The sequence below is a fragment of the 'Nostoc azollae' 0708 genome (genome assembly GCF_000196515.1).
In the GTDB taxonomy this organism is placed as follows: Bacteria; Cyanobacteriota; Cyanobacteriia; order Cyanobacteriales; family Nostocaceae; genus Trichormus_B; species Trichormus_B azollae.
In genome coordinates this window covers 1,509,985-1,534,881 of the sequence record NC_014248.1, presented here as the reverse complement: position 1 = coordinate 1,534,881, position 24,897 = coordinate 1,509,985, and the positions used below count along the sequence as shown (strand labels likewise).

Below are 24,897 nucleotides of genomic sequence, written 5' to 3'. Positions count from 1 at the left end.
GTACATATGAACTAAGGCTCCTGCAAGGAAGAAAAGGCTTAATGAGAATAGTATCATTAAAATGGCAATAGAGTGAGAGAATAAAGTTTTGTAAACAAGATAAAAGAAAAGAAAATTTAATGATTTAAAAATTAAATTAGAACAGAAGAAGAAATGATTGAATCACAACAGGAGTTGTGGATAATTCTTTTGTGAAATCAAAGCTTCAAAAAATGGAAATTCAAAACCTAGACCATTTAGGCATAGTAGCAGGAATAATAGACGCCATAGGAGTAGTAGAAATAATCCTTGAAATTGGAGAGAAAGTAAGTCCGGGTCATGTAGTAAAACCCATGATAATCAACGGGTTAGGATTTGTATAAAAACCCTTATATATGTTTCCCCAAGATTTTGAAACAATCCCCTGTGACCATCTAATAGGAGCAGGAGTAAAACCAGAACATCTCAAGGACGATAAACTGGGGAGAGTCATGGATAAACTATTTATAAAAGGATTGGATAGAATATTTTTTGTTGTCGCCTTAAAAGCAGCCCCAAAATTTGGAGTATCCCTATGAGCAGGGCATCTAGACTCATCATAAATGCACATACATTGGCAATATAATACCAGCTTACCAGAAGTAATACTTGAGAGTCAAAAAGTAGGAAATAATCAAGAAATAGAAGAATTAGCAGTAAAATCACCAAAAGAAATAACCATCACCTACGGTTATTCTGGTGACCATAGACCGGAGTTAAAACAGTTCATCATAGAAATGATATGTTCAGGAGATGGAGACATACCAATATTTTTATAACTAGCATCGGGAAACCAAGCAGATTCATCATGCTTTGCTAAAATAGCAGTAGAGTACCAAAAACAATTAAAAGTTAACTAAAAGTTAACAGTCTCATAGTAGCAGACTGGGCCTTATATACAGAATCAAGTCTAAAAATGATGAATGATGTCATATTTAAGCTGGTTATATCCAGTGCCATTAAGCGTAGAATTAGCACAATGATGAATATCAACATTACCAGAACCAGAATTTGTTGATAGTAACTTACCCGGATATAAACTAGCTTCAAAAACAGTAAATTATCCAGGAATAGAACAAAGATGGTTAGTAGTGCAAAGTCAAGAAAGAAGAGAATCAGACCTGGGTAAACTCTCACAAAAAATTACCAAGGCACAATCAAAAGCTGTGCAAGATTTGAAAAAATTATCACCAGAAAAATTTGCTTGTAAAGCTGATGCTATCAAGGGGTTATCTAAACTATTCAAACAATTCAAATATCACCAAATTAACCAGAGTAAAGTTACTCAAATCAAATCTAAGAAAAAAGATAGTTCAGGAGAGATATCCTCTGAAATATCAGCTACAGTCTCCCAGAATAAAAGTAAAATTAATACAGAATTCCTGAGGGCATGGCCTTTTATTATTGCTACAAACCTTTTGGATTCCAATGAACTTACCCATGAGAGGCTATTGATAAAGTAAATGTAGAGGGGAGTAGAAAAGGAATATTGGAAGGATAGGATACATAAAATGTAGTGTATTTACATAGCTACTCATGGAACGAAAGTCTTACCTCACAGACTTAACTGATATGGAGTGGGAAATCCTATGGAGTGGGAAATCCTAGCCCCATTGATTCCACCAGGCAAAGAAGGAGGGCATCCACCCACAACAGATATGGGTGAAATATGTAATTCCATCTATTATCATTTGAAAACTGGATGTCAATGGAATATGCTTCCAGGTGACTTCCCGCCAAGGTCAACGGTATATAGCTATTACAGTAAATGGCAGGGCCAGGGGGTTCGGGAAAAATTCAACCATACATTGGGTGGTCAAGTTCGCTCGAAATTAGGTAAATCAACACAACCTACCGCGCTCGCCGCAGACAGTCAGTCGGTCAACACTGACCAAAAAAAGGGGATGTGTATGGTTTTGACGGATGTAAAAAGGTAAAAGGAAGAAAGGGGCAGACTTTAGTTGATAGCCTGGGACTTGTGTTGAAAGTTGTTGTTAGTGAAGCGAATGCCCCAGAACGAATACTTGCTGCCTATGCACTAATGGAACTGCTAGAGGAACCCACAGAATTATTGGAAAAAGTCCAGGTTTTATGGGTTGATTCCGGTTATGACGGTGATAAATTTGCACTTGCAGTTTGGTTCATGATTCAAGCTCATGTTGAAGTCATAGGACCTACTGAGCAAGAATTTAAAGTTTTACCACAACCCTGGGTAGTAGAAAGAACATTTGGGTGGTTTAACCAATATCATCGTCTAAGCAAGGATTATGAGCGTTTAACACAAATGAGGGAAGGGTCTATATATGCTCTTATGGCTAGAATTATGCTACTTCCTCTTGTCTCCTCAACATTTACTTTATAAATCATCTCTGACTCCATCTTGAGTGAATATAAAGCTCAACAGTCTTGCCAGAGAGGGTTTGCTTTTCTCAAAGACCCATTATTTTTGCAGACAGTATTTTCCTAAAAAGTCCAGAGAGAATAGAGTCCCTGGGAATGATTATGGGTTTATATCTGCTGGTTTATACTTTAGGGCAACGACAAATTAGAACCCCTTTGAGAGAGTCTAAATCAACAGTAAAAAGTCAATTGGGCAAACCAACTGACCGCCCCACTTTACGCTGGATTTTTCCATACTTTCAGTCTATTCATTTAGTTACACTTAACCAAGAAAAACACATCTGTTACTGGACTCAAGAGAGAGATTTTATTGTGAATCTTTTACCAGAGCATTGTTTTCCCTACTATCAATTACTTACCTAATTTTCTTCTCTATTAATTTAATTTCTATCAGAGAATAACCTAATGTCGTTGATTTATAGCTCTATTTTACTATGTCCATAATTTCTTTTTTTACTTCAATCTATGAGTCTAAGTTATGATTTATCTCTTGAATATCTTCATTTATCTGTTGACTCCTCTGGGGGGTGTTCTTTCTTATTGCTCCTTATTGAGGATAGCTTTTGATACTATTTTTGGTGCTTTACTGTTTCTCCAATGCCTTTTTTCACTGCATATGTTTGTTTTCATGCTCCCTTGGATTTTTTGTCTCCGTAATTTCTCTCTGTGGCACTTTATGGTGCCGAATGTGGGATAATATTGGTTCATAATCGTTAAATTAACAGGCTCAAAGGTACGATATACAAACAAAAATCATTAAAAATGTAGAGACGTTATCCTATGGTAAGCTTCCGCTACATGAAACATCTCTATAATTAGCTAATTTCATCCTGAACGACGTACAAAGGGTAAAACGTCTTGTAAAATCCTTTCTTGATAATTTTCCTGGGGATAATGTCCAAGATTGTTGAGTTTAATTAATTCCCCATCAGGGACAGATTTAACGAAACTTTCACCAATATCTACAGATAACCAAGGGTCAATCATTCCCCATTGTAAGAAAATTGGTCTCTGCCATTCTTTAAACCTAGTTTCTATTTCTGTCATTGCTTTGTCTAGTTGTAAATTTCTAATTGTCCAAAGCAGACTACGACCAGATGAAGAACTTTTTAAGAATGGTTTTCTATAAATATCTAAATCTTTATCTTCGATGAGATAGCAACAACCACCTTCTAAGGTTCTATCCACTAATGATCGGTCTTCTGTCATGACTTCACCTGCTAATCGTAATCCCACTTGTTTGATTTTACAAGGTAATTTAGCAGATGTGAAAACTGGTGTATTTAAAATCGCAATGTTGGCAATTTTTTCAGGATACCGCAATACTAAAAATTCTTGCACGACTAAGGAAAAACGTTCTATTTCTATTGCTTGGATAAAATCATCTAAAGCTTTGATAAATGCGTCGGGAGTGTACGCAGAATCCTGTTTTTCGGGTTTACTAGAAAAGCCGTAACCAATCCAATCTGGTGTGAGCACTCTTGTTCCTTGTGCTGCCAATGCTGGTATAATATTTCTCCAGCTATAAGTTTGTGGAACTATGCCATGTAGCAATACCACTGGTAATAAGTCACTTTTAGCAATCGCTTCAGCTTCCCGATAGAACCATTCTAATCAATTTACTGTTATTTTGTGTTCTTGAATTGACACTTTATTTTCCTATCCTGAAAATGCAACAGCATCGCACAGATGCCTTAATACTGAATTGTCTTTTATCATCCTACAAATAGGTAAGAGAATTTTTACGAAAAGTCTCGCATTATAAGAAAGAGAGATACCCTTTGACTTCAATCTCAAAACCTGATCTGCTAGATGTGGATAAGGAAGAACTATCATCAAATATTTTATCTAAATCAGGATTTACAGGGTTTAAGGTTCTACAGAATTAAATTAAAAATAATATTAATTAACCCGTCACCTATCACCTGTGACCTGCTATTAGGAACCTTAAGAAATGATCATATTCTGCACTGCTAAAGCTGTGGCAGGTGCGAGTAAAACACCGTTGCGATAGTGACCAGTAGCCAACAAGACATTGCTAAAACCAGGAAGTTTATCAATCACAGGTGCTGGACGATTTTCGGGACGGGGACGTAAACCAGACCAAGTGCGGACAACTTTGGCTGAAGCTAAATCTGGACAAAATGCGAGCGCTTGTTTTTGCAAAGATTCCAGCAACTCTTTGTTTGCAAATATCTCATCTGCATCATTGGGAAATTCAACCGTTGCACCCACCCAATAATCACCACTACCCATAGGTACAAGATGGATATCATTACCAGTAATCACTGGTTGAAAATCAGGATTTCCTAAAATTCGTCCTAAACTGAGGTATAAGGCTTGCCCTAAAACCGGACGGATATGCACCTTGTGATTTAATTGTGCAGTTATGGCAGTTGAACCCAAGCCAGCAGCGACAATAAACCAGTCAGCGTTAACTGTACCCTCTGAAGTTTCAATAGATTTAAGTTGCTCAGTAAATCTCGGTAATATCTGTATTAATTGAGAAGATGGAGCTTGTTTATTGTTTACAGCCACACCAAATTTAAATTTTACGCCATTGCGTTGAGCCGCATCGACAAAAGCTAATGTTAAAGCTGTAGGATTTAGTTGACGGTCTTGAGGAGAGTAGACAGCACCAATAATAGTGGGATGATTAATTTGTGGACAAAATTTCTGAAGTTTATCTTTGTCCCAAACAGCTAACTGCCAACCTTGAGCTTTACGAATTTCCCGCAACTGTTCCCATTCTGTAATCGCTTCCACACCACTGGCTAAAGGGTGTTCTGAGTCTTCCGACAACAGCATCACAATTCCCTGACGGTTACAAGGAATTTTGCGCCCTGTAATCCCTTCTAGTTCAGGAATCAAAGTTTCATAACGTTGAATGCTTTCTTGGCGCATTTGCCAAGCTTTACCCTTGATTTTATGGCTGATTACGCCCATTAAAACACCAAGAGCAGCACCTGTTGAAGCTTGTGCTGGTTGGTTTTGGTCGAAAACAGTGATATTTAGACCTTTAACTTGACTGAGTTGATAGGCGATCGCAGCCCCAACTACACCACAACCGATAATTACTACATTCATGACTTTTGTTAACAGAGAGGAGTGATAGGGTGAAGAGTTTTCCCCTTCACCCTATCACTCCATTACCCTAGTGTTTTGTGACTCAAGACTCAGAGTTATTCAGTTATCAGTTATCAGTAGACACGTCCGTTCACTGTTCACTTTTTACTGTTCACTGTCACCTTTTTCTGGAATCAATTGTAGGAACTTGTCAACATCGGCAAAAGCATCTTTGTAGTTACTTAACGCCAGACTAGTGTTACCTATACTAGCCGCTTGGTCAATTTTCACAAGATGACCCAATAAATCCTTGGTAATCTGTCTACCTTTAGGTTGGTCTTGGGGTACTAGGTTGGGGATGACATAAGTCATATTTAGCCTAGCTTCGGTCATGGGGCCATGAATAAAATTACCCACCTTAATCCATTCACCGCTTTGAATCAGGTTTTTCAGTTCTTCTGAGCGATCGCGCACCACCTGAATATCAGGAATATATTCCTGAATTTTCACCAGTTGAGCAGATGTGTAAGATGGAGGTGCAGTAGCAACACTAGGATTGCCACAGCTGATTAGGAATGTGGTCAATAGTACAAGAATCAGTGACAAAATAGAGCGTTGACGCACCATAAACGTAAATTAATTTACTGTTTGTTTGCAGCTTTACAGTGTTATTGTAATTTATCGTTCCAGTCAACAAAGGTTTTTATAGAAAATTCGCCAAACCCCACTAGAAAAATTGTTGTCTCCCCAGTCACAAGGCAGAGTTGTTAGTGCTTAGAGACGTTTTTTATGTATAATTGCCCCAGAAAATATGAGGGAATATTCATTCACACTTGCTAAATTTCCAATCTTCTTGATAAGCTGAAACACTAATAATATAAGCCTTATGGCGGTTTTTCCGTTTTCAAATGCCCCACAGGCCGATGCACGATTAGGAGAGTTTTGACGTGAATGCAGCGGAACAGGCAACAAACCTTGAACTGGCCAGCAAGATTGCTGCCGTAGTAAATTTATTTAAATTTGAGTTTCCTGATGCCAAATCGGATCTTAAACCCTGGCAAAATGATCTAGAAACTAGGGAATTAGTAGATCCAGATTCTATAGACATCGGGTTTCACTTTCCCGGAATTAGCAAATCTTGGAGCAGCCGCAGCATTTTAATTCAAATCCGGTTTTATCAAGATTCCATCAATAAATCGCGGCGAGCCATTGGTATTGAAGTATCAGGATTTGACCATCGTGGCCAAGTATGGCGACTTTCAACCGTAGACCAATGGAATTTTTTAGGTGAATCCCTACCCTCCCCTGATGTTGGCGAAAAACTTAAAAAAATTTGCCGGCAAATTTTAGAAGTATTTAACCTCAATTCCCCTTTATAGAAGGCGATAATTTACATCCTCCTACTGCTAGACCCACAAGGGTTAGGGGGGGATTCCAAAAATCATTTCTTGGGTTTCCTCTTTCCACGACTCGACTTACTTGGAGGGATTTCTGGACCCAAGTAGAGGTCGATATCTCCAGAGGTGATTAACCCTTCGACTGCACTCAGGGCTGGCGTTCCAGTGTACCCCACGGTACGGAGTTTTATCTCAAGTATGTTTCGTGCAGCGTTCCAATCTCTATCCTGTATATGTCCGTCATAGGGGCAAATATGAGTTCTGGTACTGCTTCTTTGTTCCTTCCAACTTTGCCTCAAATACCAGCATTGTTACGTCAAACTCATTGACGTAATTATATCACAAGTACGGTTAAAAACGAAACGCCAACCGTTCCAGTGTGGCCGGAGCATTCTCTCGGAAGTTTAGGTAAAGCTAATTTTATCATAACTCCTGACTCCTGACTCCTGACTCCTGACTCCTGAATTTCAATCAGTGGCAGGTTTAAGCCCCCACTGATTATCTTTAATTTTTAACTCCCCGAACGGATTGACAGATTTACCACATAACAGAAATAACTCTGATTTTCTGCCATAAATAAATTCTACAAATCAAATTAATCAACCTGTAAACATTACCAGTGTGTTATCTACCGTCAACACTACACTGAGGAAATATATGCGTTTGCCTAGCCATGGTAAAAAACTCAAATCCTCTATTTTATCTGCTGTTAAGTAGATCATCTTTACGTTTTTTTTGGAACTCTAATATTTTGTGGTTTCTATACAGGTTCCTTCATGATGTCTTATGTTTTAGCTGGATGTAACACTATTCACCCTACCTCAATTCCTGGTATTAAAGACCAAGAAAGATGTCAGAAAAATGGTAAAGTTTGGCGTAATGATAAATACTGGGATTATCAACATAATCCCTCACTTTAATAGATATGGTTTGTAAAGCTTTCAGCAAGTGAGGTTGTTTCCGTTATTTTCCAAGACAATTGCACCAAATGTTGCAAAATAATCACAACCTCTAAGCAAGAAATTAAGTAGAGACTTTCACTAGAACAGTACGGCGTAAATAAACCAACAATTCCACATCTCTGACAGGCTTACAACGTATACATTTTGAATTTTGTTGCGCAGCCTGCTGGAAGCACTATTTTGTTAGCTTAGCTCTTATGAAAGAAGCATTTTAAATTCACGGCGGTACTAGGAACGTCTTTAAGTTAAATATTCGCCTGTTGTCGTTGATAAAGTGACCAATACAGACCTTTTTGTTCCAATAATCCCGCGTGTGTACCCCGTTCAGCAATGATACCTTTTTCCATTACTAATATTAAATCTGCACGTTTCAAAGGTGCAAAACGGTGAGCAATTAAAAACACGGTGCGGTTAGCTGAAACTTTTCGCAAGTTTTGTAAAACTTGCTGTTCTGTTTCACTATCTAAGGCGCTAGTTGCTTCATCTAAAATCAAAATTGGTGCTGAAGAAATAAATAACCTTGCTAAAGCTATTCTTTGTCTTTGTCCACCAGATAAAGCTGTACCTCTTTCACCAACGTTGCTTTCGTAACCGTAAGGTAGTTGGCTGATAAAATCATGTGCTACGGCTAATTTTGCAGCTTCTACAACTTCTTCGGCGGTAATATCTGGATTTCCTAAACTGATATTTTCCAAGATAGAACCATTAAATAAAAAGTCTTCTTGGAGAACCACGCCAATTTGTTGACGTAAAGATGTTAAATCAGAACTTTTGAGATCAAAACCATCAATAAGGATTCGTCCTGATTCAATTTGATAAAGGCGTTGTAAAAGTTTGGAAATGGTACTTTTACCAGAACCACTACGTCCTACAATTCCTACAAACTGTCCTGGTTCAACATCAAAATAAATTCCTTTCAATACGGGTTCGGTATTGGGACTGTAGCGAAAGAAAACTTGATCAAAATTAACTTCACCTTTGAGAGGTGGTAATACTAAACCTGTTCCTGTTTCCGCTTCTGGTGCAGTGTTAAGAATATCACCAATGCGGTCTACTGATAATAGCACCTGTTGAAGATTTTGCCACAACTGCACTAGACGTAATAAGGGTCCTGTGACTCTCCCCGATAACATTTGAAAGGCGATTAATTGACCAACTGTAAGTTGATGGTCAATCACTAATTTTGCACCAAACCAAAGTATTAGCAATGTCGAGAAATTGGTAAGAAAATCACCTATGTTACTGCTAATATTTGAGGTTGTGGAAGCTTTAAACCCAGTGCGGATAAAGCGAGCAAATAAGCCTTCCCATCGTTCCCTTGCGACTGGTTCTGCTGCATGGGCTTTGACTGAATGAATACCCGTGACTGTCTCTACCAAAAATGATTGACTATCAGCACTGCGGTTAAAGGTTTCATTTAGCCAAGTTCGTAAAATTGGTGTAGCAACAATTGTTAAAGTTGCAAATAATGGTAATACAGCTAAGGCCACAAATGTCAAGGGAATGTTGTAATAAAACATCAATCCCAGATACACCACAGCAAAGATACTATCGAGAATGACCGTTAAAGCTGTACCCGTGAGAAATTGGCGAATTTGTTCCAATTCCTGAACTCTGGCTATTGTATCTCCCACTCTCCTAGACTCAAAATAAGCCAAGGGTAAACGAATTAAATGGCGAAAAAGTTGGGCTGATAAACTCAAATCTAAACGCCGTGCTGTGTGGGTAAAGATAAATAGCCGCAGCATACCCAGGATAGATTCAAATATAGCGACTAACAACAGTGCGATGGCCATAACATTGAGAGTGGCTAAACTCTCCTGCACCATAACTTTATCAATGATAACTTGGGTGATTAATGGTGAAGTCAAACCCAACAATTGCAAAGTGAAGGAAGCCAGCAATACTTCACCTAACAATACCCGATATTTCCAAATTGCGGGAATAAACCAAGAAAGATTAAATTTATCTTGTTTGCAAATTAATTCTGCTTGCCATAATTTCCCATCCCAACAAGATTCTACTACTGATTTGGTTAAATATTCACATTCAAAGTTGAGAGGATTGGCAATAATTAAACAATTACCTTTCATCCCATAAGCTACAACCCAACTACTAATAGAGTCAGATTTCCACAGTAGTAAAGCTGGAAATGATAGCTGTCGTAATTCATCCCAACTTATCTGTAACTGTCGGAAAACTAGCCCTAACTTTTCTGCCGTTTCTATCACATTTTTTGGGCGTTGTCCCCGCAGTTGACGTTGCACCCATTCCAGTTGTACAGCAATATTTAAATATTGTGCCACCATGACTAAAGAAGCAGCCGCAGTATTTCCACTTGAGACAAAAGGATAGTTAGAAATTACAGGTGTGGGTGCAGGAGGTAACAGTTCAGAAGGTGACAGTAAAGAAAATGAAGGAGATGAAGTAGGTGAAGAAGAAATTCCTCCTTCTTCCCTTTGTTCCCTGGCACCTATTTTTTCACCTTTCAAATTCCAAAATTCATCAATTTGAGGGTTAGAAAACTTCGCCCACAGTGATGAATTCCAACACACAGTTACTACTTCCTTACTAGCAGCTACAGCTTTGCAATTAATAAATCTTGGCTGACAATCACCAAACCAATCTCCCTCCTGTAGAGTGACTACAGGTTTACTCATTTCATCCCGTAAACGGACTTTACCAGTAACAATCAAAAATTGACATTCTCCTGTTTCTTTTGACCAAATTTTTCCTCCAAGTTTATATTGGTGGATTTCTGACTGATTCTTTAATCGGGTTTGTTGTTGAGGAGTTAACCAGCATAATGGAGGTTGATTCCAGGGTACAGTATCTAGCACATTTACTTGTAGAGATTGATTATCCAGAATATTTAGCTCACTTGTAATTTGACTGTCAGGTTTTGAATTTTCTCCCCTAGCCATTTTTCAAATAACTCATTTTGTAGTGATTGTTTGAATTGAGTATTCTCTAAAGATGCAGGCAGAATGTTTTCTAATCTAAACAAACTTAAACTCCCTTCTAATTCGATGGGTCCTATCAGTTTTCCGGGAGTCGCAGCATCCACAGCCGCCCGCAATATATCCGGTAAACTACCCCTACTAATAGGACCCATCATCCCGTTAAAAATTCGCTCATCTGCTAATGAATACTCTTTTGCTAGTTGTTCAAAACTACCACCTTCTTCAATTTGAGTGTGTAGTTCTTCCGCTAGTTCTCGGTTATCGACCATAATCCGAGAGAGTACCACTCTATCTAAATAAATCTTGCGTTCAATAAAGTATTCTGGTAGTTTTGGTTCTACAATTAACGCCTTCAGTTTTTCTAATTTGAAGCTAAATGTAACTGAAGCATGAAATGTAGCGTAATCACTACCATTGTTTTTTAACCATTTTTGGAATTGTTCAGGATCTGTGAGTTGGTTTTTTAAGCGATAATCAATTATTGCTTGTTCAATTAATGCCGTACTAATCTCGATATCATTTCTGGTTTCTAGTTCTTGTTCCAAGACGTACTGACGCAGAACATCACTAATAAACTGATTCAGTTTACCAGAGACTTGTAAATACTGAATTACTTGATAAAGGTCGATTTGTTCGTCATTGATTGTAAAAAATGATGAAGGTTCCATGAAATAAATATGAGGACAACGCTAAAAATCTATACAAGTTTTCCATTAAATAATAGATAAAACCGCAAGAAATTATGGTTCATAATGATAAAGATTCTATGAATTAGATAGACAAAAAATAAATAGTTACAAAATTTACATAAAAAGTATCAATCGCAAGTATAGGTTATTACTTGAGTACTAGTATATAATGATGCGACATATATAACAGCAGCTCCGCTGTTAACAGATTTTATTTTTCAGTAAAATTTTAAACAAATATACTTTGCCAGATTAAAGCCATAATAGTCGCTGAAATAGCCCCAATCAGTGTATTGAAGATATTTACAACCTCATTGCTAAGCCAAGTATATTTAGATTGCAATGTTGCACCAATTACACTTTCCAAGTTAGTAGCTATAAATGCTGCAACGACACAGAAAACAATTCCTAAGATATCAATTAAATTTACACCCCAAGCCACCAGTGAGATCGCTACTGATCCAACAATACCTGCTAAAGTCCCTTCTAAACTTACTGCCCCTTCTGTACCTCTAGCCACAGGTTGGAGTGTTGTAATCAAAAAGGTGCGCTTTCCATAGGCTTTACCCACTTCACTGGCTGTCGTGTCCGATAATTTGGTGCTAAAACTCGCTACATAGCCTAAACACAGCAAAAACTTCCACTCAGGTAAAAACAACACTCCCACAGCACACAAAGCCGCAACTAACGCCGAACCCCAAACATTTTCTGAACCCCTAGCACCAGAACGCTTTTCCGCAATTCCTGCTGCTTCCTTTTCTGCCATCCCAATGCGCGTTACCCCAGAACCAACAATAAAATAAAACACTACCACTAGATATCCTGTCCACCCTAATGTTCCCCAAATAATTACACCCAATAACCAAGCATGGAAGATACCCGCAGGTGTTAGTAATTTTTTAGGAATAATTGCCACTATTCCCAATAAAATCGTGTTTAGTCCTACACCTACTAACCAGGGATTAATTGAATTAAGTACAGATAACATTGGTAATGAATTATGAGTATTTTCAGTTTTTTATGATACTCGAATCATTTTATTATTTTTGCGAATAATGATAAAATCCAAATTTCTATTCTTCCCCTGCATGCTCTGCTCTCCCTGCCTGGTTTTACCCGTCATTTCTGGGTTGACAGACTAGTATTGTAGGGCGGCCATAGTCCATTATAACTGCCCTGTGATGGGTAATTCCCACTCTATGTATATTTCCGAAATCAAATTTGTCAAATTACTTTACTTAGAGCTATTATCCTTATAATAACTAATTCTGAAAAGCCATGACCTGTTACCTTTCAGGAATTTGTTGATTGGCTACATCAAAATTCCGGAGTAATTTACGAACTACATAATGGGAATATTGTTGAAATGGCACAACCAGTAGGGGATTATGAAGAAGTTAAAGGGTTTGTCACAATCAAGCTCAGTGCTACAATTGACAGATTAGACCTTCCTTATGTTATCCCCAACCGACCTATAGTTAGACCTGATGGCAAAGATTCTGGTTATTTTCCAGATGTGTTGCTGCTAAACTGTGCAAATTTAGTTAGCCAACGAACAATTATGGAAAAAACAATCCATTCTTAGTTTAGGTGCATCAATACCTTTGGTGATTGAAGTTGTCTCAACTAATTGGCGTGATCATTACTACTTGAAGTATGCTGATTATGAAGAAATGGGAATTCCTGAATATTGGATTGTAGATTATGCAGCCTTGGTTGGACGTAATTGTATCGGTAATCCTAAACAACTAACATATCTATTTGTAACTTGGTTCATGGAGAATATCAAATTACTAAGTTTCGAGATCATGAACGCATTATCTCCCAAACTTTTTCTGAATTAAATCTTACTGCTAATCAGATTTTCCAAGCTGGTATGGTATAGGTTGCAAGTCAAGCCAAAGCCAGCATATTCTGTAAGTAAATCAAACTTATATTAATCTAGAGAAAAAATATTAGCAATTTTTATCAATATTGTTTAAAGTTCTACTGTAAACACTCTACTTTCATTATTCGTTTTCTGATACAGAAACGTCAGATTTTCAATCTTTTTGCAAGTAAACTTCCTGTACCCGTTCCAATTCTAAATCAATCAAATAATCTACAGTCCAGTTAGCTTGACGTTGCATAATATGGAAGGGGTAAGTATTAGCTACACCAACAACTTGCATCTGAGCGCGTTTGGCTGCTTGAATACCCGCAGGTGTATCTTCAATAGATAAACATTCGTGGGGTTGTAAATTTAAGTCTGGATAAACTTGATTAAGTCGTTCTACAGCCAGCAGATAAGCTTCTGGTTCGGGCTTACTAGTATTAATATCATCGCCGGCGACGATAATCTGAAAATATTCAGTCAATTTAGCGCGTTCTAGCACCAAGTCTATTTCTTGACGCAAAGCACCACTAACTAACCCTAGTTTAAGATTTTGCCATCGCACCTGAAAAATTAAATCTTCTATCCCAGAATACAGAGGTAGTTTTTCCCATTTTTCCAGTGCTGATACATAAGCTTGAGCTTTGCGGTTGAGCAACTGACTTAAATACTCTTCCGTCAACACTCTACCACGATTTTTCAGCAGGTCTTGAAAACAAGCGCGATCGCTCCTTCCCAGACAAATTTGACGTTCATGCAACTTTTGCGGCTGCATATTTTCCTGCAACAGAATCTCATCTATCAGCTGTAGATGGATTGACTTATCTTTAATGATGACACCATTGAAATCAAACAAAACTGCCTTTAAACTCATGCCACAAACTGGTGAACCCATATCCTCACGAATTATTATGATCTATTTTTGTGCATCTTGATCTTGATCACAGCCTTAATCACATTATCACAGATGAATACAGGAATAATTGAGTATTATCGACAACGGGATATAGCTAAGCTTTTTTATTTCTGGCTCTCTATTTAGCATATCCATTCTTCATCCAACAATGTAACACTCCATTTTTTATGTATTGACAGATAAGTTATTTATGTACATTATACTATGTATAATAGGAGACCGTAAGTCTAAAAATACCATGAACAATGTAATTTCTCGCACTGACATAGCATCTAATGGAAATTAGCTTTTTGAATTTTTCCCCTTGAACTTTAAATTTGTATTATGCCCTACGAACAATTAGGAATTAACACCCCATCACCCGTTTTATCTTGGGCAAATCATCCTTTAGCCTCAGATGGAACCAAAATGGCTAAGAAGCTACATTCTTAGCCATTTGTGTTTAAGCACCTTGCCTTAATGCCCGATGTTCACTAGAGAGGTCCGAAAACTTAGAAAGGAGTCTGTGTCTGGCTTTCCATAGTGTTAAGATTAGGAAGAGCCAAGGAAAGAATCAGGGTTGGGAATAGTTAGGGATAGTTCCTATCGATGAAGATGTTGATGACGAATTCATAACTGACCTGATATCCATTTCATAACTGACCTCATATCCATAACATTTATGAAATGGGCAAAACTAATGAACCAATTCCTAATGTGACTAAACCACAAATAGTTAGTAAGAATTACTTGTGACTAAATTGGGGAATCTAGGGGAAATATTTGTTGAGGTACCCGGAATATTTTTACAAGTCTAATGACCTGTTCAACAAAAATCCCCTTGGTGGAAAACTCTTTATTTCCTGCGTTTTATTCTGAGTCGCCATAGCATAATCGCTATCATATTTTTCTACCTGTTCAAAGAGACTAGCAGGGAAAACATTTCGTAATATCTCTAGCCAGTAATGAAATGTGTCCTTTGCTTCCGTTTTCCATATACCGAAATGCAAACCTAAAACCTCAAATGTTGGCATTTTCCTCCAATAGAAGAAGCATAGACATACCTCTTCTTTTTTCCTTTATCTCTAGTTTCCCTTTCCCCCCTCCTCCTTTCTGATTTATACCTATCTTTTTACTTGCTATGTCACCTTGAAGTTTTCCATGCTACATTTCACCTTGGGCTAAAAAGTCTTGAAACTGATGGTTAGTTATTCCCAGTATTTCTTTTCTACGATGTGGATATTCTTGAATATAGTTAATTTAGTGGATTTTTCTTTTTGGTATACCCTCAAAATTCCCTTCTACCATTTTTCTGATACCAAGTTAATTTTCCTGACAGGTATACTTAGGAAAAGGTGCATTAGTCGGTTCAGTTATTGCTACCAAAGATGCTATTATTCCTGCGGCTGTCGGACTAGATATGGGTTTCTTTGTCGGAGAAACTTTAATTCCTTTAATAGATGGAAAATCATATCCAATTAAAGAATTAGCAGATAATAATAGAGAATTTCCATGAATCAGATAATCGTGCAGAAAATCTTGAATTTATGGGAGCTAATGAGCATTCTGCCTATCACCGTTCTTTACTAGAAAATCATCAACACTGGCAATTTCCAGAAGTTGAAGAAATAAAGAAAAGCTGCTATTGCGAAAAAAGCAGATCCTCCAGAAGGATATCAGTATTATACTGAGCGAGGAACTAAAAATATTCTTCAGTATATGCAGCAGGAACCGGAAAATTTTAGAAATGCCGTTGCAGATAATGGAGTCCGAGGGGGAGGATCGAGTTTTGGCAGAAAGACTCAAATAGGAAGCAAACCATTGAGATAAGCACAAGGAAGGGAAAGGGCTTCGTAGACACTTTCAAGATTCCACTGTGGGCCAGAAATTTTGATCCTTGCTCCAATCTGTTTAATAGCAGATTCGACAGATCCAGAACCAATAGAACACAGTTGTTCAGCTTGGTAGTAGCTGTAGTTAATAATGCCAGTAGGATGTTTTTCGCTTATGTCGAAAGACTTCTTAACTTGTTTGCCTCGACAATTATTAAATAAAGCTTGAATTGGCTCTATCTGACCTTACCACAATAAACTCTCAACAGCTTGGAGACGCCTTAAAAAACCACTAATTTGATAAAGATTCTCTTTGAGGTGATACCAATCCAAAATTTCCAAAGGTTTGGATTTTTCAGTTCCAAACTCTTTAACTAAATTCCAAACTCCATCATGACCATCCCCCAAACACACAAGGGGGTTAACTAAAGACTGGCTACTAACATAATCAACTTATGATTTATTAGTTGTTATCAAAAAATGCGCCATCATAAATTCCTTGTAGACGAAGGGTTTTTATAGTCTCGCCAGTACCAGCCTGGTTGTGGTTTGCCCCTAGTCGTACTTTTCCACCATCCACCCTCACTTCACAGACAGCTTGTTTTCCTTGTGGTAGCTCCCAATCTTGTTCCACAACTAGTTTTTGTTGCCTCCTATGGCCAACTTTTACTCCTGTTAATGCCTCAATTTCAACTTCTGCTTGTTGATATGATTCCTTCCTTAGCTGATAGCCTCAAGCAGCACTTTTGAAGTAATGGACTTAATCGACTTCTTGGCTTCAAACCCAGTCTCTTCAACTGTTTAGCTTTTAGTTTTAGTTCTCCTACCAAGGTTTTGAGTTTCCTGGTTTTACCTACTTTCCTTCCGCTTGTTTCTTCGATAAAAAAAGGGCTATTTCTAGACTTACCACTTCTAATATTTGACTCCTTACTGTTTCTTATATTCCTTCCAAGTCTGTTATCTGACTTTTGTCTGCTTCTTTATATAACAATGTTGCCTATTCTCCTAACGGGACGTAAACAAAAATCAAGCCCAAATGTAGCCCAAACTGGCTTGGTAAGGAGGAAACACGTCCGGCTCCAATTTGAACCAATCAATAAATAGAAAAGATATGGCTGTGCTAACCGCTTCTACAGCTGCAGTAAAAGTATTCAAAGGTTTCTTAGCCCACCTTGGTCTTAATCCTCCAGTCCACTGATGGCAAAGAATAAAAGTGTAGGTACAGCAAACCAAAATAAAATGGCGCAGTCAACTGCTTTTATCTCGAACTTGATATTCTTTAAGTCCTAACCATCCCTTGGCTTCCCTGTAAACAACTTCTACCCAATTTCTTTGAGAATATGTATCAACTATCCATTGGGGTGTGACAATTGATGAAGAAACATTGGTCATAAAGTAGTCAATATCAGTGGCTTGAGAGAAGGTAGAAGTGTTGATGAATATAGCAATATTGCCCTTTCCACTTAAGGCTGATATTTCTACTTCTTTAGTTACTACCCATAATGTTTTGGGTTGATCTAACTCCAGTTCAATTTCTGTAAAAGCCTCTTGGGGTAAACTTTGTGCTAATTCATCTAACCTAATTATTTGTGGACTATCCTCTTGTTCACTGGCAAGGACTTTGGGATTTTTAGCTAATCCTTCTCAATACTTTCAATTCCGATTCTCTATCTTTCAATAAGAAAGATGTATTGTGGCCATATCCAGCATCTATAATTACTATTCCTGGTTGATTACCACGGCTTAAGGTTAGATCTATTAATTTAATTCCTAACTCAGGTTTATTCTCAAATAGAGGGTCTTGTTTCCCTTTGGGTCAAGAATCACCCTGGTGATATAATTCTATATGTAATGGTAAGCTTTTACTCCTATCATATCATATAGATGTGTTGTTACTACTACTATTCCATTGTCCCTTTTCCCAATTTCTCCAATCAATATATAATATATTTTCTTCCTACTCCATCCCTAAAATTCCCGCTTTTTCTATGGTCATAATCATCAATTATTAAGCTAAATCCTCTGGTGATTCTCCTCTGACTACACTTGTTCATAATCTCTACCCGACGCTCATTGACTTGGGAACTGGACCAAGGTGCTTCATTTAAAACGTGGTGTAATCGGTGGTAGGTCACCCCTAGGGCATTCTCTGCCATTTGAAATAGGTTTTTTCTCTCACTTTCACCCAATCATCCCCCTAAATCATGTCTAAACTCTCTTCTTTCCCCTTGATGAGTAAATACATCATCAAACCTTTAACACCATGTTTCAAACCATGGTGCCATTGCTGGGGCAGTGGTTTCTTTCATCAGCTTCTTGGAACGTGAAAGCTACACCGAAAGCCCATTATACTCCTTTTTACTCTTAACTTTTGTTTAAGTCCCGCTAGTCCACTTCCTCCAGTGCCTGAAATTAATATGGATCAGGAGATGTGGCAAATACTATCTCAAGCATATTTACCATTAGGTCGTCTAGATGGTTCTACAGATGCCTTGCCTAACCCAGATTTATTTGTATTTATGTATGTTTGGAAAGAAGCTGTTCTTTCTAGTCAGATTGAGGGTACACCAGCCTCACTAATGGATGTTTTAGAATTTGGAGCTAAAGCACTAGAACCGATAATCCTCAAGATTTAGCTGAGGTAGTTAACTATATCATCGCAGCTGTTAATCATGGTCTTGAAAAATTGGCGGATTTACCTATATCGCTGAGACTAACTCGGGAAATTCACCAGGAGTTAATAAGATGTATTTGAATATTCTTGATAATATTCCCTAGCAGCTAAACTCAATTGTATTTTTACATATGTAGTGTGAGACCCGTACTTCCCTGACAGGTTTTCATCACTCTACATCAAAGTTGAACTGGATACAATCAAGACATAGCTAAACTAATGCTGTTATCTAGTCAAAACTAAACAAAATTATGCAGCATTAACAGGAGATATCAATATGGGAAACCAAATGAAAACTGCTGCTTTGTTAGCAGCACTTAGTGGCTTATTAATTGCAATTAGTTATTGGGTAATTGGTGGTAGTAGTGGCTTAATCATCGGCATTGGATTAGCAGCAGTTACAAACCTATTTTCTTGGTATCAATCTGATAAGATTGCTTTGGCAGTTTATAACGCCCAACCTGTTAGCGAAGCCCAAGCACCTGCACTTTATCGCATGGTAGAAAGACTGTCGGCCCGTGTTAATATTCCCATGCCAAGAGTTTACATTGTTCCTGGACAAACTGCCAATGCTTTTGCTACAGGAAGAGATCCAGAACACGCTGCGGTTGCTGTTACTGAAGGCATTTTAAATATATTACCAGGGGAAGAATTAGAAGGGGTAATTGCTCACGAACTCACCCACATAATTAATCGTGATACCTTAACTCAAGCCGTTGCGGCTACTGTCGCCGGTGGAATTTCTTTCCTTGCACAAATGTTAAGTTACAGCCTGTGGTTTGGTGGTGCTTCAAGAGATAATGAAAGAGGTGGTAATCCTTTGGGTGTGCTGGTAACAGTGATGCTTGCACCTATAGCCGCGACAATTATTCAGTTAGCAATTTCCCGCACCAGAGAATTTTCTGCTGATGCTGGTGCTGCAAAATTAACAGGTAATCCCCGGGCTTTAGCTAGGGCTTTACAAAGATTAGAAGCTACTGCAAGAGAAATACCTTTAAATGCTAATCCAGCTTTTGAACCATTGTTAATTATTCATCCCATTTCTCGACAGTTTTTAGGTAATTTGTTCTCCAGTCACCCTGCAACTGAGATGCGTGTGGAAGCTTTACTAAAGTTGGAACAAGATTTTGCACAAATTAATAAATAATTTGTGCAAAATAAATATCCGATTTCTTTGAGCGGATATCTGAATACTGGGAAGATCCCCGTCAATCTACACCACTTGTCTGATGCTGGGGAACTCGTCCACCGCAGTTGCTTGCATTAAACAGGGGTTGGAATAGTTTGAAGAAAAGTTAGACAGTCAGCTTTTCCAGGCTAACGCCAAAAGTACCTGTTTGATAATTAACCCAGTTATCAAACATTCTGACTCCTGAATTCCTACTTGTGTTTTCCCTCATGCGAGATGTGATCGCTTCTTAAATCTTACGAAAAACTAGGAATTTCTGGGTTAGGTTCTGATATAGGGATATTAATCTGCTGTTTCTCTTGATTTATTTTAGTCTTCTTAGTAGCACTAATTATAGATAATAATTTAGGTGAAACAAGACAAACAACAGTATTTAACAGAGTCAAAAGTACACCATCTATTAAACTCATGGATAATTCCTCCTTGAAAGAAAATGACTTGTAATATTAATTTTCTGATATTTAGTATGGACTAAAACGGTTGTGTTGGCACAACTGTGAGTTTTTCAATTTCTTTTATTAGATATAAGTTAACTAAATATAGTATTAATATTTAGTTATATAAAGATATATAAATTTAAATAACTTAAGATTGTTTAATCAAGTTTATAAACCGTGAGCAAAATAGAAGGGTAAAAGGTGAATAGTTTTTCCTCTTACCCTGATTTTGATTAATTTCTCTCTCCATCAAAAATATCAAATTAGCCTAGTATGAATGCCAATATTCCCTTCAATTAGGAGAACACTTAGAACAAAAATGAGGACTAAATTTACAGAAATGGCGGCCAGTCAAAGCATAAGCTGTACAATAGGGAAAACTAGTAATTTCTATCCTGGCTTTTTGCAACTGAGAATCCATAGATGATGACTTAGGAAGGTTAGTTTGAGGAGGCAAAAGCATAGATAAAAGCTTGGGTAATGCTAGACAAGCAGCAGCATTGATGACCGTGATTAATACAGCATCCATTAAACCTATAGGTAATCACCTCCTTGAGAAATTATCTAGTACCGCCGTGAATTCAAAATGCTTCTTTCAGAAGATCTACGCTAACAAAATAGTTCTTGCAGCAGGCTGATCCAACGAAATTCAAAATGAATACGGCGTGAGCTTTTCAGAGATTTAGAATGGTTGGTTTATTTACGCCGTACTTTAATAGGAACAAGTAATTCGTAATTCAGATGTAGAGATTCCTTATTTTTAGTCAGAACACAGAATCAACAATGCTTGTAGCTATTGAAGTCATGAAAAATAAAAAACGGCTGTGATTGAGACTCTCGTTTCGACAAGCATTCTGATTTCTGATTCATGATATCTTGCTGTTACTAGATTTCTCGGTTTACGGTTTAGATAATTACGAATTAAAAATTCGTAATTATTTGTCCATTGAGTAACAGGCTCTGCAAAATGCACAGAACAGCAACAAAGCTGAATGATTTCATTTTGTTTAGATAAAACTAGTTTAACATAAAGTTTTGTAAATATGACTGTAATAATTGCGCTATTGTTATACACAGTAGCTAAGTTGCATATTAAATACTGTTATTAGCAATAACAATCCGTTTACTACTCAATCATTGCGTTATGACAAAAATACAACAACCTACTGCTTCTTTTTTATCTAACGTCACCGAGCAAGAATACCGGGAATTACAGCGTTTGGTAGACTATACCAATGTAGATTTGCTCCCAGAAATTTGGCCTTTAGCTGCCAAAAAGTTTGGTAATACTGTTGCCCTCCATAACCCCCACGCTAAACCAGAAGTTAAGATTACTTATAGTCAGTTAGCAGATCAAATCCAAAGATTTGCAGTAGGTTTGCAGTCATTAGGAATGAATATGGGTGACAGTGAAACACCCAACATTGGAGAACGCATTTCCCTAATTGCTGATAACAGTCCGGGCTGGTTTATTGCTGATCAAGGTATCATGACTGCTGGGGCTGTGAACGCAGTGCGTAGCGCCCAAGCCGAACGGGAAGAACTATTATTTATTATTGCTAATAGCGGTAGTACTGTGCTGGTGGTCGAGGATATCAAAACATTCCAGAAACTAGAGAAGGGTCTGAAGGACTTACCTATTAAACTGGTCATTCTTCTTTCCGATGAAACACCACCAACAGCAGAAAATTTGGAACTGGTGAACTTTTCCCAGTTACTAGAAATTGGCAGCAACCACACCTTAGCACCGATGAAACAAAGCCGTGATAGCTTGGCAACCTTAATTTATACATCTGGTACTACTGCTAAGCCAAAAGGTGTAATGCTTTCCCATAGCAACTTGCTGCACCAAGTTACAACCTTGGGAACAGTAGTGCAACCGGAATCTGGAGATATAGTTCTGAGTATTTTACCTACTTGGCACAGTTATGAACGGAGTGGAGAGTATTTCTTGCTTTCTCAAGGTTGCACTCAAGTTTACACAAATTTACGCTCTGTCAAAGATGATCTAAAAAACTTTAAGCCTAATTATATTATTGCTGTACCAAGATTCTGGGAATCAATATATGAAGGAGTGCAAAAGCAGTTTCGTTCCCAGCCTGCGAAAAAACAACAGTTGATTAAATTTTTATTGGATATGAGCCAGAAATATATCCAAGCGAGGAGGATTGCTGAAGGATTGAGTTTACATCATGTTAATCCCTCAGCTGTTGAGCGATTAGGAGCAAAAATACTAGAATTAGCTCTGTTGCCATTCCAAACACTGGGAGAAAAATTAGTTTATGCCAAAGTACGGGAAGCTACAGGTGACAAAATCAAGCAGGTAATTAGTGGTGGTGGTGCGCTTCCCCAACATATAGATAACTTTTTTGAAATAATTGGTGTAGAAATTTTACAGGGCTATGGCTTGACGGAAACCTCACCAGTAACAAATGCCCGTCGTCCTTGGCGAAATTTGCGAGGATCATCTGGGCAACCAATTCCGGGAACAGAAGTTAAGATAGTTAGTCCTGAGACTCGTCAGCCACTACCAGCAGGAGAACGTGGTTTGGTGTTGCTCAGAGGGCCACAAATTATGCAGGGCTATTATCAAAATCCGGAAGCGACAAAAAAAGTCATAGATGCTGAAGGTTGGTTTGATAGTGGTGATTTAGGCTGGGTGACACCCCAAAACGACTTGGTGCTAACTGGTAGGGCAAAGGATACGATTGTTTTAACCAATGGGGAGAATATCGAACCCCAACCTATAGAAGATGCTTGTTTGCGATCGCCCTACATTGATCAAATCATGTTAGTGGGACAAGACCAGCGCAGCCTTGGGGCGTTAATTGTTCCCAATCTCGAAGCCTTGGAAAAATCGGCAGCAAATCAGAATGATAATATTACTGCCTCCAGCGGTCAAAAAATTGACTTAGAGAGTAAAATGATCCAGGATTTGTTTCGGCAAGAATTGAATCGGGAAGTAAAAAACCGTCCCGGTTATCGAGCCGATGACCGGATTGGCCCATTCCAATTGATTATCGAACCCTTTTCCATTGAAAATGGCATGATGACACAAACTCTAAAAATCCGTCGTCACGTCGTCACGGACGAGTATCACGATATTATTGACCGAATGTTTGCCAAATAATTCCATCTGCAAACTATCAAAGTGAACGCGAAATTTTTATGGATGTCTCCAACCCTCAATTGCTTTTAAAACGTGGGGTTAACGTTAAAGTCATCGTTACTCCCCTCTGGAAAGAGGAAGTGCAACAGCAACTACAAGCTCAGATTAATCAACTTGATCAGCAACTGCAACAACTAGATGTAGAAGGACAAAGAGCAATTTCAGCAATTCAAAAACAAAGTTTACAACCACCAGGACCCCAAATTCTCCAACAAATTGACAATATCCAACTTCAGGTTAATCAAAAGAAAAGTGAGTTTTTAGAACAAAAGAATCAATTGCTGCAAAATCTCCAGCAAGTGCAGTTTCTAGAGTTAGATCAAGAAGTCAACCAATTTCAAATGGAAGGCTTTTTTCGAGTAGAACGAGGAGACAACTTAATTAGCAAAATGCAAGTTGAATTAGTGCTGAGGGATGGTATTGTCGAAGAAATTCGCGGCGATATCTAAAATTTAGTCAGTGGTCAGTGGTCAGTTGCTAAGGACTAATGACTAATGATTAATTACAGTTTTGGCTAAATTTATTCTGGGTTGGACTTTTAGAGAAACATTGCACTTGGAATCCAGCCCAGATAATTTCCCAGACTGGGGGTGAACTGACTAAAAGCGATCGCCCAAAGCGGCTCATTTCTACTCGGTATTTAATCGCACCTACAGAATGATTTTGCCCTTGCTTAACTTGGATAATCGTTACTAAAGCTTTATTAGGTTGGGGATATGCCACCTCTACCTGGGGTTTTCCTTGCACTGATGTCACTTCATCCAGGAGATTCAAAGCCAGGGTTGCAGGATTACTGCCTTGGAGAACAGAATTAATACTGTTTAAAGGAATGGTTTTATAATGGGAACGATCAGGGTAAGCCAGCAGTTCTGAAGATTCCTGTTCTATAGATAAAAGTTGCTGTTGTCCATTGGCAGTCCCAGCCATTAATGCCCGTGGTTGATGCTGGATCATATACACTCCACCAGCAGTGGCAAAAACGCTGAAGATCAAAATTAAAAAGAATTTCAACTTTGCCGACATAGTAATAGTATTAAAGGGGAATTTGAAACAGGTTAAGCACCAATTTTGAGCTTTAAATTCAATTCGCGCCCCTAGCCACTGCTAATAAGTAAATTTTGTGTGTGCAGAAGTGGTGAGGAGCATGATTATATATTGACACCCATTGTGGGTTTAAGTTCCAAAGGCAGGAGAATTTCAGATTTTGGACTTTGGACTAGTTTACCCCACACCCCACAGCCTACACAGGAACTACCAAAAAATCCTCATGCCGGGATACAATTTGATCTGGCAACAACTTGTTAAATTCCATAAAATTATTGATTCTGAAACC

17 protein-coding genes and 9 pseudogenes are annotated in these 24,897 nt (G+C 38.0%); 12 read left to right on the top strand and 14 right to left on the bottom strand.

Annotation, left to right across the window (positions count from 1 at the left end):
- Nucleotides 1–212: 212 nt before the first annotated feature.
- From AAZO_RS43455 to AAZO_RS42335, 4 genes and pseudogenes are all read left to right on the top strand, one after another.
- Nucleotides 213–1,472, top strand: a pseudogene (locus tag AAZO_RS43455) (IS1634 family transposase); the annotation flags it as partial.
- 82 nt (nt 1,473–1,554) lie between these two features.
- Nucleotides 1,555–2,380, top strand: a pseudogene (locus AAZO_RS29240) (IS5 family transposase).
- A gap of 9 nt (nt 2,381–2,389) precedes the next feature.
- Nucleotides 2,390–2,781, top strand: a pseudogene (locus AAZO_RS07015) (IS1634 family transposase); the annotation flags it as partial.
- 115 nt (nt 2,782–2,896) lie between these two features.
- Nucleotides 2,897–3,115: a hypothetical protein gene (locus AAZO_RS42335; protein ID WP_013190700.1), complete on the top strand. Its 219-nt coding sequence runs from the start codon at nt 2,897–2,899 to the stop codon at nt 3,113–3,115.
- Nucleotides 3,116–3,243: 128 nt separating this feature from the next.
- On the opposite strand, the pseudogene AAZO_RS07010 reads toward AAZO_RS42335, so the two are convergent.
- The 3 genes and pseudogenes from AAZO_RS07010 to psbQ all read right to left on the bottom strand — a co-directional run bounded on the left by AAZO_RS07010 (nt 3,244) and on the right by psbQ (nt 6,111).
- Nucleotides 3,244–4,068, bottom strand: a pseudogene (locus tag AAZO_RS07010) (alpha/beta fold hydrolase).
- Between the two features lie 297 nt (nt 4,069–4,365).
- Nucleotides 4,366–5,505, bottom strand: a complete 1,140-nt coding sequence (locus tag AAZO_RS07005; protein WP_013190699.1) for an NAD(P)/FAD-dependent oxidoreductase — start codon at nt 5,503–5,505, stop codon at nt 4,366–4,368.
- Between the two features lie 144 nt (nt 5,506–5,649).
- Complete coding sequence (gene psbQ, locus AAZO_RS07000) at nt 5,650–6,111, bottom strand: photosystem II protein PsbQ (protein WP_013190698.1); 462 nt, start codon at nt 6,109–6,111, stop codon at nt 5,650–5,652.
- A 320-nt stretch (nt 6,112–6,431) separates the two neighbouring features.
- Here psbQ and AAZO_RS06995 point away from each other — a divergent pair, with 320 nt between their 5' ends.
- Nucleotides 6,432–6,863: a hypothetical protein gene (locus AAZO_RS06995; protein WP_013190697.1), complete on the top strand. Its 432-nt coding sequence runs from the start codon at nt 6,432–6,434 to the stop codon at nt 6,861–6,863.
- 62 nt (nt 6,864–6,925) lie between these two features.
- On the opposite strand, the pseudogene AAZO_RS37295 reads toward AAZO_RS06995, so the two are convergent.
- A pseudogene (locus AAZO_RS37295) lies at nt 6,926–7,150 on the bottom strand (hypothetical protein); the annotation flags it as partial.
- A gap of 507 nt (nt 7,151–7,657) precedes the next feature.
- On the opposite strand from AAZO_RS37295, the gene AAZO_RS37290 reads away from it, so the two are divergent.
- Complete coding sequence (locus AAZO_RS37290) at nt 7,658–7,801, top strand: hypothetical protein (protein WP_013190695.1); 144 nt, start codon at nt 7,658–7,660, stop codon at nt 7,799–7,801.
- A gap of 287 nt (nt 7,802–8,088) precedes the next feature.
- On the opposite strand, the gene AAZO_RS06980 is transcribed toward AAZO_RS37290, so the two are convergent.
- The 3 genes from AAZO_RS06980 to AAZO_RS06970 form a co-directional block, all read right to left on the bottom strand.
- Complete coding sequence (locus AAZO_RS06980; RefSeq protein WP_013190694.1) at nt 8,089–10,767, bottom strand: peptidase domain-containing ABC transporter; 2,679 nt, start codon at nt 10,765–10,767, stop codon at nt 8,089–8,091.
- Nucleotides 10,716–11,474: a peptidylprolyl isomerase gene (locus AAZO_RS06975; protein WP_013190693.1), complete on the bottom strand. Its 759-nt coding sequence runs from the start codon at nt 11,472–11,474 to the stop codon at nt 10,716–10,718. The genes AAZO_RS06980 and AAZO_RS06975 overlap by 52 nt, the downstream gene beginning before the upstream one ends.
- 250 nt (nt 11,475–11,724) lie before the next feature.
- A complete protein-coding gene (locus AAZO_RS06970) occupies nt 11,725–12,483 on the bottom strand; it encodes a TIGR00297 family protein (protein WP_013190692.1) in 759 nt (252 codons plus the stop codon).
- 297 nt (nt 12,484–12,780) lie between these two features.
- Between AAZO_RS06970 and AAZO_RS06965 the strand changes: the two are divergent.
- Nucleotides 12,781–13,380 (top strand): annotated as a pseudogene (locus tag AAZO_RS06965) (Uma2 family endonuclease); the annotation flags it as partial.
- Nucleotides 13,381–13,537: 157 nt separating this feature from the next.
- Here AAZO_RS06965 and AAZO_RS06960 read toward each other — a convergent pair.
- Nucleotides 13,538–14,242, bottom strand: a complete 705-nt coding sequence (locus AAZO_RS06960) for an HAD family hydrolase (RefSeq protein WP_041642740.1) — start codon at nt 14,240–14,242, stop codon at nt 13,538–13,540.
- Between the two features lie 827 nt (nt 14,243–15,069).
- The gene (locus tag AAZO_RS06955; RefSeq protein WP_041639610.1) at nt 15,070–15,297 is read right to left on the bottom strand and encodes a transposase family protein; all 228 of its coding nucleotides are present in this window, start codon (nt 15,295–15,297) and stop codon (nt 15,070–15,072) included.
- Nucleotides 15,298–15,602: 305 nt separating this feature from the next.
- Here AAZO_RS06955 and AAZO_RS43450 point away from each other — a divergent pair.
- Nucleotides 15,603–15,689 (top strand): annotated as a pseudogene (locus AAZO_RS43450) (RtcB family protein); the annotation flags it as partial.
- Between the two features lie 376 nt (nt 15,690–16,065).
- Here the strand turns inward: AAZO_RS43450 and AAZO_RS06950 are convergent.
- Both AAZO_RS06950 and AAZO_RS06945 read right to left on the bottom strand, forming a co-directional pair.
- A pseudogene (locus tag AAZO_RS06950) lies at nt 16,066–17,086 on the bottom strand (ISKra4 family transposase).
- A 35-nt stretch (nt 17,087–17,121) separates the two neighbouring features.
- A pseudogene (locus AAZO_RS06945) lies at nt 17,122–18,404 on the bottom strand (IS701 family transposase).
- A gap of 120 nt (nt 18,405–18,524) precedes the next feature.
- Between AAZO_RS06945 and AAZO_RS37285 the strand changes: the two are divergent.
- Together AAZO_RS37285 and AAZO_RS06935 are read left to right on the top strand one after the other, a co-directional pair.
- Nucleotides 18,525–18,731 carry a Fic/DOC family N-terminal domain-containing protein gene (locus tag AAZO_RS37285; protein WP_228371552.1) on the top strand — a complete coding sequence of 69 codons (207 nt, stop codon included), beginning with the start codon at nt 18,525–18,527 and terminating at the stop codon, nt 18,729–18,731.
- Nucleotides 18,732–19,046: 315 nt separating this feature from the next.
- A complete protein-coding gene (locus AAZO_RS06935; RefSeq protein ID WP_013190690.1) occupies nt 19,047–19,916 on the top strand; it encodes a zinc metalloprotease HtpX in 870 nt (289 codons plus the stop codon).
- A gap of 278 nt (nt 19,917–20,194) precedes the next feature.
- Here AAZO_RS06935 and AAZO_RS35050 read toward each other — a convergent pair whose 3' ends face one another.
- Nucleotides 20,195–20,368, bottom strand: a complete 174-nt coding sequence (locus tag AAZO_RS35050) for a hypothetical protein (RefSeq protein ID WP_013190689.1) — start codon at nt 20,366–20,368, stop codon at nt 20,195–20,197.
- A gap of 319 nt (nt 20,369–20,687) precedes the next feature.
- The gene (locus tag AAZO_RS06930; RefSeq protein ID WP_013190688.1) at nt 20,688–20,924 is read right to left on the bottom strand and encodes a hypothetical protein; all 237 of its coding nucleotides are present in this window, start codon (nt 20,922–20,924) and stop codon (nt 20,688–20,690) included.
- 615 nt (nt 20,925–21,539) lie between these two features.
- On the opposite strand from AAZO_RS06930, the gene AAZO_RS06925 reads away from it, so the two are divergent.
- Nucleotides 21,540–23,525 (top strand): AMP-dependent synthetase/ligase, encoded by a 1,986-nt coding sequence (locus AAZO_RS06925; protein WP_013190687.1) that lies wholly within the window; start codon nt 21,540–21,542, stop codon nt 23,523–23,525.
- Nucleotides 23,526–23,563: 38 nt separating this feature from the next.
- The gene (locus tag AAZO_RS06920) at nt 23,564–24,013 is read left to right on the top strand and encodes a YlqD family protein (protein ID WP_013190686.1); all 450 of its coding nucleotides are present in this window, start codon (nt 23,564–23,566) and stop codon (nt 24,011–24,013) included.
- Between the two features lie 49 nt (nt 24,014–24,062).
- Here the strand turns inward: AAZO_RS06920 and AAZO_RS06915 are convergent, their stop codons facing one another.
- The gene (locus AAZO_RS06915) at nt 24,063–24,587 is read right to left on the bottom strand and encodes a hypothetical protein (RefSeq protein ID WP_013190685.1); all 525 of its coding nucleotides are present in this window, start codon (nt 24,585–24,587) and stop codon (nt 24,063–24,065) included.
- Nucleotides 24,588–24,897 lie beyond the last annotated feature (310 nt).

What these genes read in the sequence shown, in the direction of transcription:
- AAZO_RS42335 (WP_013190700.1), top strand. Translation starts at nt 2,897, where the DNA reads ATGATTTATCTCTTGAATATCTTCATTTATCTGTTGACTCCTCTGGGG.
- AAZO_RS07005 (WP_013190699.1), bottom strand. Translation starts at nt 5,505, where the DNA reads ATGAATGTAGTAATTATCGGTTGTGGTGTAGTTGGGGCTGCGATCGCC.
- psbQ (WP_013190698.1), bottom strand. Translation starts at nt 6,111, where the DNA reads ATGGTGCGTCAACGCTCTATTTTGTCACTGATTCTTGTACTATTGACC.
- AAZO_RS37290 (WP_013190695.1), top strand. Translation starts at nt 7,658, where the DNA reads ATGATGTCTTATGTTTTAGCTGGATGTAACACTATTCACCCTACCTCA.
- AAZO_RS06980 (WP_013190694.1), bottom strand. Translation starts at nt 10,767, where the DNA reads ATGGCTAGGGGAGAAAATTCAAAACCTGACAGTCAAATTACAAGTGAG.
- AAZO_RS06975 (WP_013190693.1), bottom strand. Translation starts at nt 11,474, where the DNA reads ATGGAACCTTCATCATTTTTTACAATCAATGACGAACAAATCGACCTT.
- AAZO_RS06970 (WP_013190692.1), bottom strand. Translation starts at nt 12,483, where the DNA reads ATGTTATCTGTACTTAATTCAATTAATCCCTGGTTAGTAGGTGTAGGA.
- AAZO_RS06960 (WP_041642740.1), bottom strand. Translation starts at nt 14,242, where the DNA reads ATGAGTTTAAAGGCAGTTTTGTTTGATTTCAATGGTGTCATCATTAAA.
- AAZO_RS06955 (WP_041639610.1), bottom strand. Translation starts at nt 15,297, where the DNA reads ATGCCAACATTTGAGGTTTTAGGTTTGCATTTCGGTATATGGAAAACG.
- AAZO_RS37285 (WP_228371552.1), top strand. Translation starts at nt 18,525, where the DNA reads ATGTGGCAAATACTATCTCAAGCATATTTACCATTAGGTCGTCTAGAT.
- AAZO_RS06935 (WP_013190690.1), top strand. Translation starts at nt 19,047, where the DNA reads ATGGGAAACCAAATGAAAACTGCTGCTTTGTTAGCAGCACTTAGTGGC.
- AAZO_RS35050 (WP_013190689.1), bottom strand. Translation starts at nt 20,368, where the DNA reads ATGAGTTTAATAGATGGTGTACTTTTGACTCTGTTAAATACTGTTGTT.
- AAZO_RS06930 (WP_013190688.1), bottom strand. Translation starts at nt 20,924, where the DNA reads ATGGATGCTGTATTAATCACGGTCATCAATGCTGCTGCTTGTCTAGCA.
- AAZO_RS06925 (WP_013190687.1), top strand. Translation starts at nt 21,540, where the DNA reads ATGACAAAAATACAACAACCTACTGCTTCTTTTTTATCTAACGTCACC.
- AAZO_RS06920 (WP_013190686.1), top strand. Translation starts at nt 23,564, where the DNA reads ATGGATGTCTCCAACCCTCAATTGCTTTTAAAACGTGGGGTTAACGTT.
- AAZO_RS06915 (WP_013190685.1), bottom strand. Translation starts at nt 24,587, where the DNA reads ATGTCGGCAAAGTTGAAATTCTTTTTAATTTTGATCTTCAGCGTTTTT.